General features: G+C 51.3%; 8 protein-coding genes. 1 reads left to right on the plus strand and 7 read right to left on the minus strand.

Annotated features, from left to right (window positions below):
• Positions 1-20 precede the first annotated feature (20 nt).
• The 4 genes from CFK45_RS08885 to CFK45_RS08900 all read right to left on the minus strand — a co-directional run bounded on the left by CFK45_RS08885 (position 21) and on the right by CFK45_RS08900 (position 16980).
• Positions 21-1628 (minus strand): mechanosensitive ion channel family protein, encoded by a 1608-nt coding sequence (locus CFK45_RS08885; protein ID WP_143247530.1) that lies wholly within the window; start codon positions 1626-1628, stop codon positions 21-23.
• Positions 1629-1763: 135 nt separating this feature from the next.
• Positions 1764-2228 carry a cyclic nucleotide-binding domain-containing protein gene (locus CFK45_RS08890; RefSeq protein ID WP_096086090.1) on the minus strand — a complete coding sequence of 155 codons (465 nt, stop codon included), beginning with the start codon at positions 2226-2228 and terminating at the stop codon, positions 1764-1766.
• Between the two features lie 312 nt (positions 2229-2540).
• Positions 2541-7994 (minus strand): hypothetical protein, encoded by a 5454-nt coding sequence (locus CFK45_RS08895; protein ID WP_096086091.1) that lies wholly within the window; start codon positions 7992-7994, stop codon positions 2541-2543.
• Positions 7995-8220: 226 nt separating this feature from the next.
• On the minus strand, positions 8221-16980 hold the full coding sequence (locus CFK45_RS08900) for an autotransporter subunit C (RefSeq protein ID WP_143247531.1): 8760 nt from the start codon (positions 16978-16980) through the stop codon (positions 8221-8223).
• Positions 16981-16990: 10 nt separating this feature from the next.
• Here CFK45_RS08900 and CFK45_RS08905 point away from each other — a divergent pair, with 10 nt between their 5' ends.
• A complete protein-coding gene (locus CFK45_RS08905; RefSeq protein ID WP_096086093.1) occupies positions 16991-17218 on the plus strand; it encodes a hypothetical protein in 228 nt (75 codons plus the stop codon).
• Positions 17219-17383: 165 nt separating this feature from the next.
• On the opposite strand, the gene greA is transcribed toward CFK45_RS08905, so the two are convergent.
• Genes greA through carA form a run of 3 tightly spaced genes read right to left on the minus strand, consistent with a single transcriptional unit; the run spans position 17384 to position 22286 of the window.
• Positions 17384-17860 carry a transcription elongation factor GreA gene (gene greA / locus CFK45_RS08910; RefSeq protein ID WP_096086094.1) on the minus strand — a complete coding sequence of 159 codons (477 nt, stop codon included), beginning with the start codon at positions 17858-17860 and terminating at the stop codon, positions 17384-17386.
• Between the two features lie 30 nt (positions 17861-17890).
• The gene (carB, locus tag CFK45_RS08915; RefSeq protein ID WP_096086095.1) at positions 17891-21106 is read right to left on the minus strand and encodes a carbamoyl-phosphate synthase large subunit; all 3216 of its coding nucleotides are present in this window, start codon (positions 21104-21106) and stop codon (positions 17891-17893) included.
• Positions 21107-21113: 7 nt separating this feature from the next.
• The gene (carA, locus tag CFK45_RS08920; RefSeq protein WP_096086170.1) at positions 21114-22286 is read right to left on the minus strand and encodes a glutamine-hydrolyzing carbamoyl-phosphate synthase small subunit; all 1173 of its coding nucleotides are present in this window, start codon (positions 22284-22286) and stop codon (positions 21114-21116) included.
• Positions 22287-22310 lie beyond the last annotated feature (24 nt).

The following is a 22310-nucleotide window of genomic DNA, read 5'->3' on the forward strand; positions in this document are numbered from 1 at the left end:
GCTTCGCTGCACAACAAAACCTAGCCCGGTTTTGCCGCCAGCGCCCCCTCTAATTGCACGGCCGTCTGAGGAACAGCCAAACGCATACCGTGCTCGGCAACAGCTTCAATCACGGCCATATTGAGCGCCTCTTCGAGCTGCTTAAAGTGATCAAAATCGACGACATCGAGGTAGGCATTCACTACCACCACAAAAGCATCTTGCTCAATATTCTCAAGGTGTACCCGCCTGGCTACTTCAAGCACTTTGTCGTTTTGTTCAAGCAAGTTCAGAAGTGCGGCAACCAGGGCAGAAATTTTTTCCGGCGGGCTGTCGAGCGTCAACCTCAACAATTTGCGATAGTGGCGCCTGTCGATGGATGCAAAATTTTCGAGGTGTTTTGCGGAAAACTCGGAGTTGGGGATATAAACAATCGTGCGATCGAGCTTGCGAATCAAGGTAGAGCGCAAACCAATTTCTTCAACCGTACCGACAACATCGCCAAAACGACAAAAATCACCGGGTTTAATCGGCCTTGCCACATACAGTGTAAATGCACCAAAAACGTTTTCGAGCGTTTTTTGCGCTGCCAGCGCTACCGCCAGTGAGCCTATACCCAAACCCGCCAACACCGCACTGATATTAAAGCCGGCACCTTTCATCCACATCAAAAACAATACCAGTACCAGTAAGATTTTTAGGGTTGTGGCTAAGGGCCTGGCGACGGCAACACTGAAACGCTGCTTGTCGCCCTTTTGCATGTATATTGCGGTAGCAAGCTCTATCAAAGCAATGCCAAACACAGCTACACCACAATAATGTAAAAGTGCGGGATTAATAATCGCCTTGGCGCGAATGCTCAAGCCGAGATAGTTAATACTGAAAGCCAACAATTTAAAGTAGATAAAATAGCGCAGACCAAAATCAATAAAATAGCGGCAGGCTTTGGCGTAGGCAGCGGGGAAAGGCAATCTCAGCAGCGGCCAAGCCAGAAGCTTTAGCGCCAACCACAGAAAAACAAGCAACAAGACAAAAACCAATAACTGCCAATTTTTCATATAAAACATATGAATATCAGGCAGTATTTGCTCAAGGCTATCCGCCCACGGAGGATAACCAAATTCTTCCCAGAGTTTTGGCACCTTAGAAAGCGATGCGTTTGAAATGCGCCAGACCTTGGCGCCCGAGCCGTCCGGCACACGCTGAATATAAATAGGCACTTCGCCCATTTTGCTTTCAATGGTGCCGAGTAAATCCCGGTACGACGGCAGGCCGTCGTCCAGATGCCCTTCGGGGCTATCGCTCAAAGACGAAAGATCGATAATGCGCTGCTGATTCCAAACCAGAGCCAGGCGGCGAACTAATTCCGGCCCGCCGATGGCCGCGATATCTTTATCGAGATAACGCGTATCGGCATATTTTGCCGCCTGCTGCCAATCTTCGGCAATTGCCGCCTTGCGCAAATTCAACATTGCTGTCAGCGGGCTGCGCCCCACATTATCTTTGGCATCCAGTTTCAGCTGCTCAACCAAGGCTTCCGTGTCGCCATCTATGCTGCTTACTTCGGCAAGATTGACCTGCTCGTCCGCCGGTACCTGGGTTGGGATTATGCTGCACAGCGCCAGCATACAAATTACAAGCGTTCTCACTCACTGTCCTTAGAAGGGGGTTGGGCTAATATTTGCACAAATGCTAACAGACTATAGCCGCGAGGGGCAGAAACTTGCCGGCTTAGCCTTTTCGCCGGGCTCTATTAAAAGAAAGGTGACAAGACTTAGCGCTTATTAAAGCTTGATCGCACTGTGATACTTGCGGGCAAGCTCGCGGGCGAGGTTCATCATCAACATCGCAAACAGCTCAAGGTCGTTTTTGTGTAAATCCATTAACGCTTCACGACTTAAGACTAACAGGCGCGAATCACTGTTAACTTTCGCGCTGCAGAACTGCGGCTGAATACCAATAAACGCACTCTCACCAAAGGCCGCGCCGTAAGCCAGGCTGGCTTTTAAGGTTGGCAGGCCCTGGCACAAAGACAAACAATCAATGCGACCATCAAGCAAGATGTAAATAGAAGAAGGGGGCTCGTTTTCACTAAACACTGTCTCGCCAGCTTTGCGCTGTTCAAGCTCAAGATAGGCGCACAAATCATTCAGCTGATTTTTATTCAGAGCCCCAAATAACGAAATACGCTCAGCATCAAAATCATCCACACTGAGAAACAGGGCACTTTGGGCATGAAGGACTGACATAGTGTACTCCTTAGGCCTTAAGGCAAAGCGCAAAACCGAGTTTACAAATCGAGCTTTATAAACCTGGCACCTGCCAATTTACCATCATTCAAACCAATTCAGTTTAAAAACTGCAATCTACAGGCCACATAAATTTAGACCGTAAACACACTTTATAATTCCTACGTTGAACGATGCCTGAACGATGAACTTATTTAGTTATTCGACAAGTAAAGCAAAGCCTTTAATTGCGGTATAGCACATTAAGAATGCCTGTAAAACTTTACGGATATATAACTACAAAAAAGCCCGCATAAGCGGGCTTTGGAAAAATCATTTCGCGTTTAAAAATCTTCGTCGACGCAAATGAACAACCAGCAATAAAAACATCGTCAGTAATAAATAACTATCCAAACTACCGCCGCCGCCTTTTTTCTTATTGCCACCGTCATCTGAACCACCTGGTGACGGGCTCGGCGATACGGCCGGGTCTGGAGATACAGCCGGGCTCGGAGATACAGCCGGGCTCGGAGATACAGCTGGGCTCGGCGAGGGCGAAGCACTTGGCGATGGGGAAGGCGACGGCTCTGCTTTTTGCTCAATGCGCAAATCAACACTTACTTCAGCCGAGCTAAGCGCCGGAACACCGCTGTCTGTCACTACAACACTAAGTGCATAGGTCTCACCTGCAAACGGCTCTGGATCAAAACTAAAGCTCGCAATATCATCTACAGAGATGGCTAGCTGGCCAAGATCCCAGCTGTAGCTGTGCGTATCCGTGTCATTTGCATCATCAACGAAGGCGCTAACCGTTACCAGCCCCGCTTTAGCATCAATCGTATCAACCTCCATACCAGCCTGTTGCAGCTCAATTTCAACCAGCGGTGCAACATTGCTATCGGTAATGGTCAGCGTGTGGCTGCTCTCAGTATCAAGTAACAACAGCTCGCGCGGTTCAATATCGCCAACCGTTGCAGAATGTATTTGAAGCTCAAGCAGCTCGTCACTTTCAACAAGTGAATCATCAATCACATTAAAGAATAAACTGGCTTCTTGTTGGTCTTGCTTAAACTCAACTAGCAGAGCCGCCAGATCAAGCGAGGGCTCCGCCAAAAAATCATCAACAGTAACCGTACTTGTAGCATCGACCCGGTTTAACTGCACAGATATTGGATACTCTGGCGCAGGGCCAGTTAAAGCTATTTGAATTTCAGCCATACTGTTTTCACCCGAAACTGAAATCGCATCAACAAATTTTAAACGAGGATAAATAGTTACTCGCTGAGTGACGGTTTCAGAGCGATTGCCCGCATCGTCAATAGCCACCCAATTAAGAGCTAAAGACCCACTGGGCAAGCTGACTTTATTTTCTTCATCAAGAACAAGTAACTCTCCGTCCAGGCTGAGTTCAAGCTCCAGTTCAGAGTCAACCATATCCGAAGCCTCAACAGCATCTACAGCAATTTCAACAAGCGTCAACTCAGCCGTCGCGTCGAGAACAAGGTCTGCACCAACGGCGCGAATTTCCGGCGCACCATTATCACCGCCGAGATCGTCATCTTCCGAATCAAGCACACCATCGTTGTCATCGTCGGTATCAGCGTTATTACCTATGCCGTCATTGTCGAAGTCTTCCGTTTCAGTAGCATCATTCGGAAAGCTGTCGCTGTTATCCCCCAGGCCATCGCCATCGGAATCAGTTGTTTCTGAAGCATCATTTGGAAACGCATCAGCATTATCACCGGTACCGTCACTGTCACGATCTGAAGACTCTGATGGGTCGTAAGGAAAAACATCTTCTGAATCTGCAACACCGTCATTGTCATCATCTGGGTCAAGCTCATCAAAGGTATAGTCTAAATCATTATCTCTATATGTCTTTCCAGAGAAGCGTAGAGCTGGAACTTGCTTCGAACCACCAAAGTCCCAAAGAGCCTCACCATTTCGATTAAGTTCTTGCCCCCAATCAGCATACAAGCTTGATGGAAAACAGTGTTCGTCAGCGGCAGTTATCGGACACATTAACTGATCCAGAGATAACCCCTCTCCACATGCAGAGTTAGAACCATTCAGAACGAAATAAACACCAACGATCGTCATGCGCTCACAAATAGCATTAAAAGAGATCCCACCTAAAACATGACTCTCTGCACGCCCGAGTAAGCTCAATACATTTCTGAATTCAGTATTCTCATCCCCTTGAATCTCCCCAACCAACTCTCCAACCATAGCCCGGCTCGTGCTACTGATTGTAAGCTCTCCAGTAACAACAGCATTCTGGATTAGTACTTCAGAGCCAATTGCACCAACCAACCCCCCAATGTGCCGACTAGATGAAGACTGATCTTCAATATTTACGACAACATATACTGATTCAATCGACGTTTTATCCGCGGAGGTTATTAGGCCGCCGATTTGAAAAGCATTACTCTCACCAATAATCGGTACCGTACTCCACACCTCACGAACAGAAGAATTCGCAGAGTAAAAACTAAGCACTCCTTGATATTTAGCCCCTTTTATCAAAGCTAACGGGCCATCAAAACCGACCCCTGAGATTTTAGCTCCATCGAGATAACCGAAAAAGCTCAAGTCGTAACCCCGATCGAGATGCATATAGAGGTTTGAAATCCGGTGACCGTTTCCTTCAAAAACAGCGCTAAATCGCCCTCCGTGCGTAAACCCAGATAATGAATCCCAGCCCTTACCATCATTCCAATATGTATCAGAGGCATCCATTACCCCGTCTCCATTTGTATCAAAATCAAGAGTTTGTGTTAGCTCATACCCCCTACAGCGCTGCTGCAGGCGGCCGAGATAAATAACAAACGGGCAACCGGAACCATCTGCATCAGACGTCGAATCTAGTTTTTGAGCAGCCCCGTCTAACGCAAAACGTATCGCATCCAACTCAGCCAAACTAGAAATGTCTATCAAACCATCACTATCGGCGTCAACATCAACAATGCCATCATTATTGTCATCATTGTCCTCAGCATCGCTAATGCCGTCATTGTCTTGATCTCCTGGGTATGTATCTACCATTAAGCCAGAAGATAACTCACAGGCATCATCGCAGTCTTCAGGGAAGCCATCTAAATCAGCGTCTAGATATACCTCAGCGTTGTAAGGAAATTGATCTAATTGAATAGTACTATTTGAAATACAGTCGCCATCACAGGTCAGAGCGTAGGTATCAGCATATCCGTCCCCATCACTATCCGTATGGGCACTCGAGTCGAAAGGCCAGGCATCAAACGCGTCTATATAAGTATCGCCGTCAGTGTCACGCCAAACCACACCACTTAGGCGCATGCCTGGCAACTGTTCTTTTGTACCAAAATCCCACAGAAGCTCACCCTCACTATTTCTGGCAGAGGACCAGCCTTCGTATAACGTTTTATCACTACAGGAACTATCGTCAGCAACCGCACAACGTAATTCACTTAGGTCTGCTGATACGACTCCGTTTGAGGAGCTGCCACTCGCTCTCGCAAAATGATCCGCAGGCCAATAGCTTGAGCTAAAACTTACCGTACCTGAATGATACCCCGTGATCGCGGCAAGACTAGAGCTAATACCTGAAACATAAACTCGCTGCACAGATACATTTGCCTCCAGACGTCCGAACCCCCCTCCTACAGCTGAGCCATCACCAAAAACAGAAACCGACGCATAAGCATCACTAATAGTGTTGTCATCTTCGACTGAGCCAATTAAACCACCAACATAGTTACCTTCGGCCCGCAACATACCACTAACAAATACGGCTTTGACATGGCTCGAATCAAGCGTACCAATTAAGCCCCCCGTATAAGCACCACCTGAAAGTGCTGAATAAATATCTACAAACGCCCACGTTTCTTCGATTTCTGAGTTATCTGAGCGCCCCGCCAGGGCTCCAATGCTCTGCCTAGCCGCTATCGAACTCAGGTTTCCACCTAAGCCTAAGGCGGAGACCTTAGCCCTGTTTATAAAACCAAAAAGCCCCTGATAACTAGACTCAGGACGGTTGATATATAGATTGTCAACCTGAAAAGAGCTGCCATCAAACACTGCAGTAAAGGGGTTTGATGAATTTCCAATAGGTAACCAACCCTCACCGCCATTCCAGTAGCTGTCACTTGCATCCAACTGACCATCGCCATTTGTGTCAAAATCGAGACTGGTTGTTAATTCATACCCCAAACAGCGTCGCTGGAAACGGCCTCGATATATGACACTAGGGCAGCCGGAGCTATCTGCATCTACCTCTGCACTTAATTTTTGACCGGCGCCATCTAACATAAAGCGCACGGCATCAAGCTCAGTCAGACTAGCAACCTCTATCAAGCCATCACTATCCGCATCAACATCAACGACGCCATTATTGTCATCATCATCATCCACAGCATCACTAATACCATCATTATCTTGGTCGCCAGGATAGCCATCTGCCGTTAAGCCAGAGGCCAACTCACAGGCAGCATTGCAGTTTTCTGGCAACCCATCTAAATCAGCGTCCAGGTATACCTCTGCATTGGAAGGGAAATGATCTAGTTGAATGCTACTGCCGGCAATACAGTCATTCCCACAAGTCAGGGCATAGGAATCAGCATAACCATCCCCATCGCTATCAGTGTGCGCACTGCCATCAAGCGGCCAAGTATCAAGCGCATCAGCACGCGTATCACCATCAGAATCACGCCAGAGTACACCGCTCAAATATAAGCCTGGCAGTTGTTCAGTGCCGCCAAAATCCCACAACGGCTCACCATCGCTATTAATTACGCTGGCCCAGCCTTCGTATAAGATATCATCGCTGCACGTGCTGTTATCAGCTTCGGCGCAACGCATCTGGCTTAGACTTGCCGATGTAACTCCACTTACGCCGCCGCCCGCATCGGTAAATTGTTCGAGCGGCCAGTAACTTGAGCTGAAACTTGCATTGTAACCCCAGCCTGCAACGGCTGCGCCAGTTGAACTTGAGCCCGTAACAAGCATGCGCGTTAGAGACGCGTCGCGGTTCACCTGGCCAAATAAAGCGCCAACATATGAGCTGTTGGTACCCTCGTCCACCACAACCGAAGCAGCAACATCACTGATGACGCTATCACCCTCAACAAGAGCGGCAACGCCTCCTAACCGAAGACTGCTACTGCCTTGCACCGTGCCACTAACAAAAGCCCTCTCTAGCTGAGTTGAGGACAAAGTACCGATTAGGCCACCTGCATCACCCGAAACATAAATATCAACAAAAGCCCAAACCTCTTTAATCTCAGAGCGCAAAGCATAACTCACCAGTGTTCCAACGGTACTGCCGCCACTAATCGAGCTCAAACGACCACCCAAACCTAAGCCAGAAACCTTCGCCCCATTGAAAGCAGCAAAGAGCCCCAGATGATCTACATTCGGGCGATTTATAAAAAGGTTCAGTACCTTAAAACTATTACCCTCAAGTACCCCGGTAAAGGAACTGACAATCGGAGTCCCAGCCTCAGCCCCAATAGGCAGCCAACCCTCTCCATCATTCCAATACGTATCCGAAGCATCCATCACCCCATCAGCATTCGTATCAAAATCTAAATCCGTAGTTAGTTCAAAACCCACACAGCCATCAACCGGACAACCGGTCTTAGAACCATAAAGGCTAGAACCATCGAGGTTATTCCTAATTTCATCAAGGTCAGCAAGATCGTTAATTTCGATCAAACCATCGTCGTCAAGGTCGTAGTCGGCGCGGCCGGATTCGGCCAGTGAAAGGCTGCTGCAAACGAGCAGTACAAATAAGACAAGTGCTCTTGCCATAGTTATCTCCCTATTGCGCCGGCCCTTGCTGGCGCATATTCCAAAACAAACAGGCGCACTATAAGTAGGTTCAGGGAGATGTCACTGACAAAAACGTTCAAATGCATGTGCAAAATCGATCAAAGTAGAGAAACCGTAAAGGCCCCCGTCTTTTTTTTCGAGTAGCTCACAGAAAACGCATACACAACAGACATAAAAAAGCCCGCATAAGCGGGCTTTGGCAAAATTATTTCGCGTTTAAAAATCTTCGTCGACGCAAATGAATAACCAGTAATAAAAACATCGTCAGCAATAAATAACTATCCAAACTACCGCCGCCTTTTTTCTTATTGCCACCTTCATCTGAACCACCTGGTGACGGGCTCGGCGAGACGGCCGGGTCTGGCGTTACAACCGGGCTCGGCGTTACAACCGGGCTTGGCGTTACAACCGGGCTTGGCGTTACAACCGGGCTTGGCGTTACAACCGGGCTTGGCGTTACAACCGGGCTTGGCGTTACAACCGGGCTTGGCGTTACAACCGGGCTTGGCGTTACAACCGGGCTTGGCGTTACAACCGGGCTCGGTGATACAACCGGGCTCGGTGATACAACCGGGCTTGGCGATACAACCGGGCTCGGCGAGGGCGAAGCACTTGGCGATGGGGAAGGCGAAGGCTCTGCTTTTTGCTCGATGCGCAAATCAACACTTACCTCAGCCGAGCTCAGCGCCGGAACGCCACTGTCTGTCACTACAACACTAAGTGCATAGGTCTCACCTGCAAACGGCTCTGGGTCAAAACTAAAGCTCGCAACATCATCTACAGAGATGGCTAGCTGGCCAAGATCCCAGCTGTAGCTGTGCGTATCCGTGTCATTTGCATCATCGACGATGGCCCTGACAGTTACCTCACCCGCTTCAGGGTCGACAAGACTTACTTCTTCCCCAGCTTGTTGTACGTCGATAGCCACTAAAGGTGCAACGTTGTGATCGGTAATGGTCAGCGTGTGGGTATTTTCACCGTCAACCAGCAACAAAGCGCGCGGCTCAAGCTCACCGGAACTTGCAGAAAGCAGTTGCAATTCAAGCAGCTCATCACTTTCGGCCAAAGCATCGTCAACAACATTTAGCGCTAAGCTAGCTTGCAGCTCATCCTGCTCAAAGCTCAGTTCTAACATTGACAGATCAAGCGCAGGCTCTGAAGCAAAGTCCGCGGCACTCGCTGTGCTTTGATCTTCAAGCTGGCTCAGCTGCACATTCACCGGATACTGTGGAGCAGGCCCTGTTAAAGCCAAATAAATCTCAGCGACACTGTTTTCACCGCTGATTGAAATAGCCTCAACAAACTTAACCCGAGGATAAATCGTTACTTGCTGAGTCACCGCTTCAGAGCGATTGCCCGCATCGTCAATAGCCACCCAGTTAAGAGATAAAGCACCACTTGGCAAGCTGACTTTATTTTCTTCATCGAGAACAAGTAACTCACCGTCCAGGCTGAGCTCAAGTTCCAGTTCAGAGTCAACCATATCCGCAGCTTCAACAGCATCTACAGCAATTTCAACAAGCGTTAATTCAGCCGTCGCATCGAGTACAAGGTCTGCACCAACGGCGCTAATTTCCGGCGCGCCATTATCACCGCCGAGATCGTCGTCTTCCGAATCAAGCACACCGTCGTTGTCATCGTCGTTATCGGCATTATTACCTATGCCGTCGCCGTCGAAGTCTTCACTTTCGGATGCATCGAACGGGAACAGATCCTGATCATCGGCAACGCCGTCGTTGTCGTCGTCATTGTCGGCATTGTTGCCCACACCATCGCCGTCAAAATCTTTCGATTCCGTTGGGTCATAGGGGAACAAATCCTGGGCATCGGCAACACCGTCGTTGTCATCGTCGCTATCGGCATTATTACCTAAGCCGTCACCGTCGAAGTCTGCGCTTTCCGTTGCATCGTTGGGGAAGGCATCAGCGTTATCACCAACACCGTCTGCGTCGCTGTCAACACTCTCAGATGCATCGTTCGGGAAGACATCACTGTTGTCACCCACACCATCGCCGTCAGAGTCGTGTGTTTCACTTGCATCGTTCGGAAAAGCATCGGCGTTATCACCGACGCCATCGGCGTCGCTGTCAACACTTTCAGAGGCATCGTTCGGGAAGACATCACTGTTGTCACCCACACCGTCGTTATCGGCATCGCTGGATTCGCTCGCATCAAATGGAAAGGCGTCCTCGCCATTTAACACGCCGTCGTTGTCCGCATCCTCATCTTCAAAGTCAAACAACTTATCCGAATCCGTGTCTCGCCAGACAACTCCGTTCAGGCGTAAACCAGGTAGTTGTGTAGCTGTACCAAAATCCCACAGCGGCTCATCATCGCTATTGGCAATTGCAGACCAACCTTCATACAGGGTGTGATCACTGCAGCTGCTGTCGTCAGCCACCGCACAGTGCAATGCACTTAAACTTGCCGGCGTAAGACCTGCCACTTCATCACTGCCCGGGTCGTCGCTGTTTATATAGTGGCTGCTGTTAAACTGATCCTGCGGCCAATAACTGGCACTAAAGCTTATACCACCAGGGTAAGTCAGCATTGCAAAACCGCTTGAGCTAGAGCCTGTCACGTAGCTGCGTGTAACCTGCAGAGCGCTTGAGGTCACACGCCCAAGCAGCGCCCCGAAATCTCCGGAACTCTCACCGTTGTCAACAACAACTGAAGCAAAGGCATCACTGACAGAGCTAGTGCCTGCAATCTGGCCAACCAAACCACCTATCGCCTCATCGGCGCCTTTCACCGTACCGTAAACAAAAACAGCACTTAAGTGACTTGAACGCAGCTCGCCAACTAAACCACCGGCATACGCATAAGCAATTCCCTGTGATTCAACGTCAGCAATAGCCCAACTTTCTTTAATTTCAGAGTACTCTGCCCTGCCCGCCAAGCTGGCAATACGGCTGCGAGCGGTAATCGATGCCGCGCGGCCGCCGAGGCCCAAGCCCGATACCCTGGCATTTTTCAGGCGGGCAAACAGCCCCTGATCATTTGCACTGGGGCGGTTGATATAAAGGTTGTCAATCTGCAAACCGTTGCCGTTAAACTCTGCGTAAAACGCTTCAGGCGCACCTTCGTCAGAACTGCCGCCAATCGGCATCCAGCCCTCACCGTCATTCCAGTACTCATCGTTTGCATCGAGCTGGCCGTTGCCATTTGTATCAAAATCGAGCGACGTCGTTAATTCATAACCTGCACATCGCTGCTGCAAATAACCTTGATAAACAACAAACGGACAACCGGAGTCAAGCGCATCGGCGTCAGCGCTTAGTTTTTGCGCGGCACCACCCAAGGCAAAACGCACCGCGTGCAATTCCTGCAAGCTGGCAATGTCGATCAAACCATCGCTGTCGGCATCAACATCAACAATACCGTCGTTGTTGTCGTCGTCATCAAGCGCATCATTAATACCGTCGTTGTCTCTGTCGGCAGGGTAGGCATCGGCCGTTAAACCCGAAGCCTGCTCACATGCAGCATCGCAATTTTCAGGCAAGCCATCTAAATCGCTATCGAGGTAGACATAGGCATTGTCCGGGAACTGATCGAGTTCAATCGTGCTGTTGGCAATACAGTCTTGATTACAGCCTAAAGCGTAAGCATCGGCATAACCATCGCCATCGCTGTCCGTGTGGGCGCTGCTATCGAGCGGCCAGACATCAAACTCATCGATAACACTATCGCCATCCGAATCGCGCCAAATCACTCCAGCCAAACGCAGGCCCGGCAGCTGTTCACTATTGCCAAAGTCCCACAGCGGTTCACCCTCACTATTTGTAGCGGTGGACCAACCCTCGAACAAGGTTTTATCAGTACAGCTGCTGTCATCGGCCACCGCACAGCGCAGCGCAGCGAGGCTTGCCGATACATCACCCGTTACGCTGCTGCCTGCGCGCGTAAATTGATCGTCGGGCCAGTACGTCGAACTGATGCTTTCGCTATAACCATAAGATGTCAGAGCATTGCCGCCCGAGCTATACCCGGCAACATAGCTGCGTGTAATAGAACCGCCCGAAGATGCTCCAAGCAAGGCTGCAATCGCAGGGTCACCGCCTTCTCCGACAACGGAAACCGAGGCAAACACATCGCTGATGGCGTTATCACCGTCACCATGACCAACCAAACCACCAATGTGATCTTGGCTGCCCTGCACCGAGCCACTGACAAATACAGCGCTTAATTGGCTGTCTTCCAGCTCGCCAATCAAACCGCCCGAATGTGCATCGTATCCGCGCGTAGAATGAATGTCGGCAATGGCCCAGCTTTCTTTGATATCCGTGTATTTCGCAACGCCGGCCAGCGTGCCAATTCTGTCTCGCGCAGTAATGGAACCCAAGTTACCGCCCAAACCTACACCCGCTACCCTGGCGCCGTTAAGGTAGGCAAATAAACCCTGCCTTGATGCAGTCGGGCGGTTGATATACAGGTTGTTAATCTGCAGGGCGTTGCCGTTAAATTGCCCGCTAAAACCGTAGTTTACATCGCCAATTGGCTGCCAACCCTGACCCTCATTCCAGTACTCGTCGTTCGTATCTAACTTGCCATCGCCGTTTGTATCAAAGTCGAGCGAAGTTATTAGTTCATAACCCACACAGCGCTGTTGCATACGGCCCTGATAACGCAGCACCGGGCAACCGGAATCGTCGGCCATGGCATCGGCACTAAGCTTTTGCGCGGCGCCATCCAACGCAAAGCGCATCGCATGCAGTTCTTGCAAACTGGCGATATCAATCAAACCGTCGCTGTCGGCATCTACATCAACAACACCGTCATTGTTATCGTCGTCATCAAGTGTGTTGTTGATGCCATCGTTGTCGCTGTCGTTGGGGTGGGCATCGGCCGTTAAACCCGAGGCCAGCTCACACGCGGCATCGCAGTTCTCCGGCAAACCGTCCAGGTCACTGTCGAGGTAGACCGCGGCACTGCTCGGGAACTGATCAAGCTGAATGCTGCTATTGGCAATACAATCGTCGTCGCAATTGAGCGCATAGGCATCGGCATAACCATCGCCATCGCTGTCGCTGTAAGCACTGCCATCGAGCGGCCAGGCATCGAGCGCATCAATACGGGTATCGCCGTCCGAATCGCGCCAAACCACCCCAGCCAAACGCAGGCCGGGCAGCTGCTCATCGCTGCCAAAATCCCACAGCGGCTCGCCGTCACTATTACTAGCTACCGACCAGCCCTCGTAGAGAGTTTTGTCGCTACAGCTGCTGTCGTCGGCCACCGCGCAGCGCAATTGGCTCAGGCTCGCCGATACGTTTTGTGCCGTATTGACATTGCCTGCACTGGTAAATTGATCTTCGGGCCAATAATTTGCGCTAAAACTTACCCCGGCAGCATAACCCGCCACAGCAGCGCCATTTGAGCTGGCGCCGGCAACATAACTGCGCTGTACGGACACACCCGAGGACGAGACCCCAAATAACACGCCAAGATCTCGTTCCCGGCCACCGCCGACAACAACCGAGGCAAACACATCGCTGATCGAGCTTTGTACACCCACGCGACCAAAGAGCCCGCCGAGACCTGTCTTTTCGCCGCGGACCGAGCCAGTGGCAAATACCGCCTTAGCATGGCTGACAGAAAACTCACCAACCAAACCACCGGCATAGGCATTTTGTAGATCTACCGATCGTACATCGGCAATAGCCCAGCTCTCTTCAATATCAGACTGCTCGGCAAAACCCGCCAGGCTACCTACATAGTTGCGCGCGGTTACCGAACCCAAGCTACCGCCAAGCCCCAGGCCCAACACCTTGGCATGGTGCATACGCGCAAACAGGCCCTGGTATTGTTTACCCGGTCGGTTTACATAGAGGTTGTTAATCTGCAAGCCATTGCCCTGAAACACAGCGCGAAACGAACTTGCAGAACCAGTAATACCGGCGCCAATTGGCAGCCAGCCTTCGCCGTCGTTCCAGTACTCATCGCCGGCATCTAATTTGCCATCGCCGTTTGTATCAAAGTCGAGCGATGCGCTTAATTCATAGCCCTGACAGCGCTGCTGCAAGCGGCCTTGATAAAGCTGCACCGGGCAACCAGAATTGTCGGCAGTGGCACTCGCACCGAGTTTTTGCGCGGCGCCGTCTAAGGCAAAGCGCACCGCATGCAGTTCTTGCAAACTGGCGATTTCGATCAAACCGTCACTATCGGCATCAACGTCAACAACACCATCGTTGTTGTCGTCGTCGTCAAGGGCGTTGCTGATACCGTCGTTGTCGCTGTCACCAGGGTGGGTATCGGCCGTTAAACCCGAGGCCAGCTCACAGGCCGCATCGCAGTTTTCCGGCAAACCATCCAAATCGGTATCGAGGTACACAAGCGCACTGTTGGGAAATTGATCGAGCAGGATGCTGCTGTTGGCAATGCAGTTGTCATCGCAGTTCGGTGCGTAGGCATCGGCGTGGCCATCGCCATCGCTGTCGCTGTGCGCACTGGCATCGAGCGGCCAGGCATCAAAGGCGTCAACGCGTGTATCGCCGTCTGTATCTCGCCAAAGCACACCAGCCAAACGCAGGGCCGGCAATTGCTCGCTGTTGCCAAATTCCCACAGCGGCTCGCCGTCACTATTGTTAACAGCCGACCAGCCCTCGTACAAAAGCGCATCGCCGCAACTGCTGTCGTCGGCGACTGCGCAGCGCAAATCACTTAACAGCGCAGATACGCTGCCATTTGTGCCTGCACTCGAAAATTGCTCTGCCGGCCAGTAGCTGGAACTTAGCTTGGTGCTAGAAGCTCTGCCTACCAGTGCTTTGCCGCTTGAGCTAGAGCCGGCCACATAGCTGCGTGTTATTTCTACATCGTCAGTATTACCAAACAGGGCACCGACCGATTCGCGGCCGCCCTCAACAACAACCGAAGCAAAGGTATCGCTGATGGAGCTGTCGCTAACCGAGCCTGCGACCCCACCAACATAGTCATGCAGGGCCCGCACGCTGCCACTGACGAAAACGGCTCGCAACTGACTCGAGTACAACCGGCCAACCAAGCCGCCCGTAAGCGCATTGGGTGTTGATTTCAATGAATGAATATCAACCGAGGCCCAGCTCTCTGTGATCTCGGATTCCCGGGCCAAACCTGCCAGTGCGCCAATGCCGCTGCGGGCGGTAATTGAGCCAAGGCTGCCACCGAGGCCTAAGGCCGTTACTTTGGCATTGCGCAGGTACGCAAACAGGCCCTGGTATTCTGAGCTCGGGCGATTGATATACAGGTTGTTAATCTGCAAGGCATTGCCGTGAAATTCGGCGCTGAAGTCGTTAGATGAACTGCCAATCGGCAACCAGCCTTCACCACCGTTCCAAAATTCATCGTTTGCATCTAACTTGCCATCGCTGTTGGTATCAAAATCGAGCGAGGCTGTTAGCTCATAACCTGCACAGCGCTGCTGCAAGCGGCCTTGATAAAGCTGCACCGGACAACCTGAATTGTCGGCACCGGCATCGGCGCTGAGTTTTTGCGCTGTGCCGTCTAAAACAAAACGCATCGCGTGCAGTTCTTGCAAACTTGCGATATCGATCAAACCGTCGCTGTCGGCATCGACATCGACAACACCATCATTGTTGTCGTCGTCGTCCACTGCATCGTTAATGCCGTCGTTGTCGCGGTCATTGGGATAGGCGTCGGCCGTTAAACCCGAGGCCAGTTCACACGCGGCGTCGCAGTTTTCTGGCAAGCCATCTAAATCAGCATCGAGATAGACAGCCGCATTTGCGGGAAACTGATCAAGTTGAATACTGCTGTTGGCAATACAGTTGTCATCGCAGTTTGCCGCATAGGCATCGGCATAACCGTCTGCATCACTATCGGTGTGCGCACTGCCATCGAAAGGCCAGACATCAAACGCGTCAGCACGCGTATCGCCGTCAGAATCGCGCAAGAGCACATTGTTAAAATACAGGCCCGGCAGTTGTTCAGCACTGCCAAAATCCCACAGCGGTTCACCATCGCTATTGCTCGCGCTGGCCCAGCCCTCGTATAAAATTTCATCGCTGCAGCTGCTGTTATCTGCCTCAGCACAGCGCAGCTGGCTTAGATTTACCGCTGTAACACCCGTTACGCCGCTGCCCGCGCTGGTAAACTGCTCTAGCGGCCAGTAACTTGCACTGTAACTTGCGCTGTAACCACTGCCAGTCACGGCTTTGCCAGTTGAACTGGCGCCAGTAACAAGCGCGCGCGTTAGCGAGGCATCGCGATCCACTCTGCCAAACAAAGCGCCAATATTGGAGCTGTCAGCGCCGCCGCTAACCACAACCGACGCAACAACATCGCTGGCTGTGCTGTCGCCGGCAAGGCGAGCGGCAATGCCACCTACACTAGTATTGTTATCGCTTTGCACCGAGCCACTAACAAAAGCAGCTTCCAGCTGACTTGCACCCAAAGTACCGACTAGGCCACCGGCCTCACCCGAGACATAAATATCAGCAAAGGCCCAAACCTCTTTTATCTCAGAGCGCAAGGCATAACCCGCCAAGGTACCAACGGTACTGCCGCCAGTAACCGAGCCCAAGCGACCACCCAAACCCAAACCCGAGACTTTGGCACCGTCGAGATAAGCCCAAAGACCAATAAACGAATGCAGGCGCTTGATATACAAATTGTCTATCTGCAGGCCGTTGCCCTGGAATACAGCGGTAAAACGATTATTGAGGCCGCCAATTGGCTGCCAGCCTTCACCGTCGTTCCAGTAATCGTCACTCGCATCTAACTGGCCATCGCCATTTGTATCAAAATCGAGTGACGTCGTTAATTCAAAACCCGTGCAGCCACCAGCCGGACAACCGTTGTTTTCGCCATACAGGCTCGTACCATCGAGGTTATTTCTAATTTCATTGAGATCGGCAAGATCGTTAATTTCGATCAAACCGTCGTCGTCGACGTCGTAGTCAGATCGGCCGGACTCGGCCAGGGTAAAGCAACTACAAATGAGTAGTACAAATAGGACAAGAACTCTTGTCATATAAATCTCCATGTTGCGTTTAAGTTATAAAAAGCCTTTTCCAAACAGCCCGCGCACTATAAGAGACCCACCCCCACAAAACCGAATCGAACATGTAAAGAAAATCAACACAAATGACACAAAAACCCAGGTCAACCAAATATTTGGGATACGCATCACAAAAACACAGCAATTAATGAATGCATTAGAGGCGCAAAAAGACGAAATCCGAGATTGGCTAGATAGCGCAGGAATTTAACGGTAAAAAAATGGCGTGCAATAAAAGCGTCATCGATAACACATAGCATTTATGATGGAGTTAATTGCGCCTTAAAAAAGAGCAAAAACAAATAACGCAGACACAAAAAAGCCCGCATAAGCGGGCTTTGGCAAAAACAGGCTTAGAATGTTTTTTTAAAATATTTTAAAGGTGCTTAACCTCGGCGATCTCGTAATAGATCTCGCCGCCGGGAGCGTTTACAACCACTTCTTCGCCCTCTTCTTTACCAATCAGCGCGCGCGCAATTGGCGAGGTGATGGAGATTTTATTGCTCTTAATATCGGCTTCATCTTCGCCGACCAGCTGGTAAGTGATTTCTTCTTCGGTATCGCAGTTGATCAGATCAACCGTTACACCAAAGATCACCTTGCCGGTTTGCGGCATAGACTTAACATCAATCACCTGGGCGGTGCTTAGCTTAGCTTCAATTTCTTGAATTCGCCCCTCGCAAAAACCCTGCTGTTCCCGGGCGGCGTGGTACTCGGCGTTTTCTTTTAAGTCGCCGTGCTCACGCGCCTCGGCAATGGCCGCAACAATTTTCGGTCGCTCAACTTTTTTTAAGTTTTCAAGTTCGTCACGCAGGGCTTTTTCACCAGCGACGGTCATCGGAAACTTTTGCATGTATCTCTCTCCGTGTTGTGTACGCTGGTGTTATACCAGTTTATGCAGTTCTTGCAGTGGGCGCACGGTTTGCTCCTGGCCAAAACGCAGGGCCATACAAAGTGCATTACCGGCAGCAAGTGTAGTGGTGTAATACACGTGGTTAGCCTCAGCGCTGCGGCGAATGCTGGCTGAATCCTGAATCGCCGCCTTGCCTTCAGTCGTGTTAATGATCAGTTGGATTTCGCCATTTTTGATCATATCCACTGCGTGAGGGCGACCTTCGGCAACCTTATTGACGACCTGAACGGCAATGCCGGCCTCTTCAATCACCTTGGCGGTACCGCGAGTGGCAACAATATTAAAGCCGAGGTCTTTGAGCTCTTTGGCTACAACAACAATGCCGTCTTTATCAAAGTCGCGCACACTCAAAAAGGCCGAGCCCTCTGTCGGTATCGCCGAGCCGGAACCGACTTGAGCTTTGGCAAACGCTTCAGCGAAGGTGTCACCAGTGCCCATTACTTCACCGGTACTCTTCATCTCGGGGCCGAGAATCGGGTCAACCGCAGGGAACTTGTTGAACGGGAAGACAGATTCTTTCACGTTCATAAAGCTCGGTACGATTTCTTTGGTGTAACCGGCCTCTTCCAGAGTCTTACCGGTCTGACAACGCGCCGCAACTTTGGCGAGGCTGGTGCCGATACACTTGGAAACAAAAGGAACCGTACGAGAAGCGCGAGGGTTGACCTCGATCACGTAGATCTTGCCATCCTGGTATGCGAGCTGAGTATTCATCAGCCCCACTACGCCAAGCTCAACCGCCATCTTGCGCACTTGCTCACGCATCTCGTCCTGCACATCTTCCGGCAGTGAGTACGGAGGCAGAGAACAGGCCGAGTCACCGGAGTGAACACCACACTGCTCAATGTGCTGCATGATTGCACCGATAACTACGTCTTTACCGTCACTGACCGCATCGATATCAACTTCGATCGCGTTGTTAAGGAAGTGATCTAACAAGACAGGAGAGTCTTCACTTACTTTTACCGCTTCAGTCATGTAGCGGCGCAGTTCTTTTTCGTTGTAGACAATTTCCATTGCGCGGCCGCCGAGTACATAAGACGGGCGAACAACCAGCGGGTAACCCACTTTTTCAGCCTGGTGAATCGCTTCTTCAGTCGAGCGAACAATGGCGTTTTTAGGCTGAAGCAGACCGAGGCGGTTGATCATTTGCTGGAAGAGCTCACGATCTTCTGCGCGGTCAATCGCTTCAGGGCTGGTGCCGATAATAGGTACACCTTCAGCTTTCAAAGCGTTAGCCAGCTTCAATGGCGTCTGACCACCAAACTGAACAATGACGCCTTTGGGTTTTTCTTTGCGAACGATCTCGAGCACGTCTTCCAGAGTTACCGGCTCGAAATAGAGGCGGTCGGAAGTGTCGTAATCGGTTGAAACGGTCTCAGGGTTACAGTTAACCATGATGGTTTCAAAACCGTCTTCGCGCGCAGCCAGAGCCGCGTGTACACAGCAGTAGTCAAACTCGATGCCCTGACCAATACGGTTGGGGCCGCCACCAAGCACCATAATCTTGTCATTGTCACTCGGGTTGGACTCACACTCTTCGTCATAGGTGCTGTACATGTAAGCGGTAGAAGTTGAGAACTCAGCCGCACAGGTATCAACGCGCTTGTAGACCGGGAAGACTTCCAGATTCTGGCGCAGTTCGCGGAAGTTCTTTTCACTAACACCCAAGAGCTCAGACAGGCGCTTATCGGAAAAACCTTTGCGCTTAAGCTGCTGCATGATGTCTTTATCGATGTCACTCATGCCCATCGTAGACAGAGCGGTTTCAGCTTTAATGATGTCTTCGATCTGAACGAGGAACCAACGGTCGATGGCACTCTGCTCAAACACTTCGTCTACGCTCATGCCGGCGCGGAAAGCATCGGCCACATACCAGATGCGCTCGGCGCCTGGCGTGCTCAGGTCGCGGCGAATGCTCGCCAGCGCTTCATCATCGTCAAGGTCAACACGCGGTTCAAAACCGGCCGAGCCAACTTCGAGGCCACGCAGTGCTTTCTGCAGGCTTTCCTGGAAGTTGCGACCGATAGCCATCACCTCACCGACAGACTTCATCTGCGTGGTCAGGCGGGCATCGGCGTCGCCGAATTTTTCAAAGGTAAAACGGGGAACTTTGGTAACCACGTAATCAATGGAAGGCTCAAACGAAGCCGGGGTCGCACCGCCAGTAATGTCGTTTTGCAGCTCATCGAGGGTGTAACCCACAGCCAGCTTGGCGGCGACTTTTGCAATCGGGAAACCAGTCGCTTTAGAAGCCAGAGCAGATGAACGGCTTACGCGCGGGTTCATCTCGATGACAACCATACGGCCGTCTTTAGGGTTTACCGCAAACTGTACGTTTGAGCCACCGGTTTCAACACCGATCTCACGCAGTACCGCCACCGAGGCGTTACGCATGATTTGGTATTCTTTATCGGTCAGAGTCTGGGCAGGCGCTACGGTGATCGAGTCACCGGTGTGCACACCCATAGGGTCAAAGTTTTCGATCGAACAAATGATGATGCAGTTGTCGTTTTTGTCGCGAACAACTTCCATCTCGTACTCTTTCCAGCCGAGCAGGCTTTCATCGATCAGCAGCTCGTTGGTTGGGCTCAGGTCGAAACCACGAGTACAGATTTCTTCAAACTCTTCCCAGTTGTAAGCGATACCACCACCGGAACCACCCATGGTGAAACTTGGGCGAATAATGACCGGGAAGCCGTATTCTTTTGGCGCTTCCAGGGCTTCGTCCATGGTGTGAACAATACGCGCACGAGCACACTCAAGGCCGATGTCTTTCATCGCCTTGTCGAAACGCTGGCGATCTTCAGCTTTGTCGATGGCGTCTTGTTTGGCGCCAATCAGCTCACAGCCGTATTTGTCGAGCACGCCGTTGTCGTGCAAAGCGAGAGCGCAGTTCAGTGCCGTCTGGCCACCCATGGTCGGCAGGATCGCATCCGGGCGCTCTTTCTCAATAATTTTCTCAACCGTTTGCCAGGTGATTGGCTCGATGTAGGTCGCATCGGCCATAGACGGGTCGGTCATGATGGTGGCTGGGTTGGAGTTAACCAGAATGACACGGTAACCCTCTTCGCGCAGGGCCTTACAGGCCTGAGCACCACTGTAGTCAAACTCACAGGCCTGGCCGATTACAATCGGGCCAGCACCAATGATCAGAATACTTTTAATGTCTGTACGCTTTGGCATGGCTCTGTTAGTTCTTCTCGTTCATTAATTCGATAAAGTGATCAAATAAAGGCGCGGCATCGTGTGGGCCAGGGCTCGCTTCAGGGTGACCCTGGAAGCTGAACGCAGGCTTGTCGGTGCGGTGAATGCCCTGCAGGGAACCGTCAAACAGAGACTTGTGAGTTGCCTTCAGGTTTGCAGGCAGAGTCTCTTCATCGGCAGCAAAACCGTGGTTCTGGCTGGTAATCATTACCGTGCCTTTCTCAAGGTCCTGCACCGGGTGGTTAGCACCGTGGTGGCCAAACTTCATTTTTACCGTCTTAGCGCCAGAGGCCAGAGCCAGAATCTGGTGGCCGAGGCAGATGCCGAAGATAGGAATGTCTTTCTCAAGGAAAGTTTTAACCGCTTCGATCGCATAAGTACAAGGCTCTGGGTCACCAGGGCCGTTACTCAGGAAGATGCCGTCCGGATTCATCGCCAGCACGTCATCAGCTGGAGTCTGCGCGGGAACGACCGTCAGTTCACAGCCGCGATCGACCAGCATGCGCAGGATATTAGCTTTGGCACCGAAGTCGTAAGCTACAACTTTGAAGCGCTTGCCTTCAGGCAGGCCACCAAAACCTTTACCGAGCTGCCAGCTGCCGGCATCCCAAGTGTGTTTTTCGCTGCAGCTTACTTCTTTGGCGAGGTCCATACCGGCCAGGCCGCTGAAACCTTTGGCCAGCTCAAGTGCTTTTGCTTCGTCGATGTCGTCACCGGCGAGGATACAACCACTCTGCGCACCTTTGTCTCGCAGGATACGAGTCAGGCGACGGGTGTCGATGTCGGCGATGCCGAGGATGTTGTTGTCCTTCAGATAGGCATCCAACGCTTGCTCGCAGCGGAAGTTCGAAGCGAGTGCAGGCAGGTCGCGGATTACCAGGCCAGCGGCCCAGATTTGCTCGCGCTCTTCGTCTTCCTTATTGACGCCGGTATTGCCGATATGAGGGTAAGTCAGGGTCACGATCTGACGTGCATAGGATGGGTCAGTCAGGATTTCCTGATAGCCGGTGATCGCGGTATTAAACACCACCTCACCTACGCTCTGACCATCTGCGCCGATGGCGGTCCCACGGAAAACGCTGCCGTCGGCCAGCACCAATACTGCTGGACGGCCCTGCGAAGCCTTAAAGTAACTGAGATCTACTTGCTCTGAAGCCAAGTAATTATCCTCCGCGCCGAATTT

It is taken from the genome of Agaribacterium haliotis (assembly GCF_002312815.1).
In the GTDB taxonomy this organism is placed as follows: domain Bacteria; phylum Pseudomonadota; class Gammaproteobacteria; order Pseudomonadales; family Cellvibrionaceae; genus Agaribacterium; species Agaribacterium haliotis.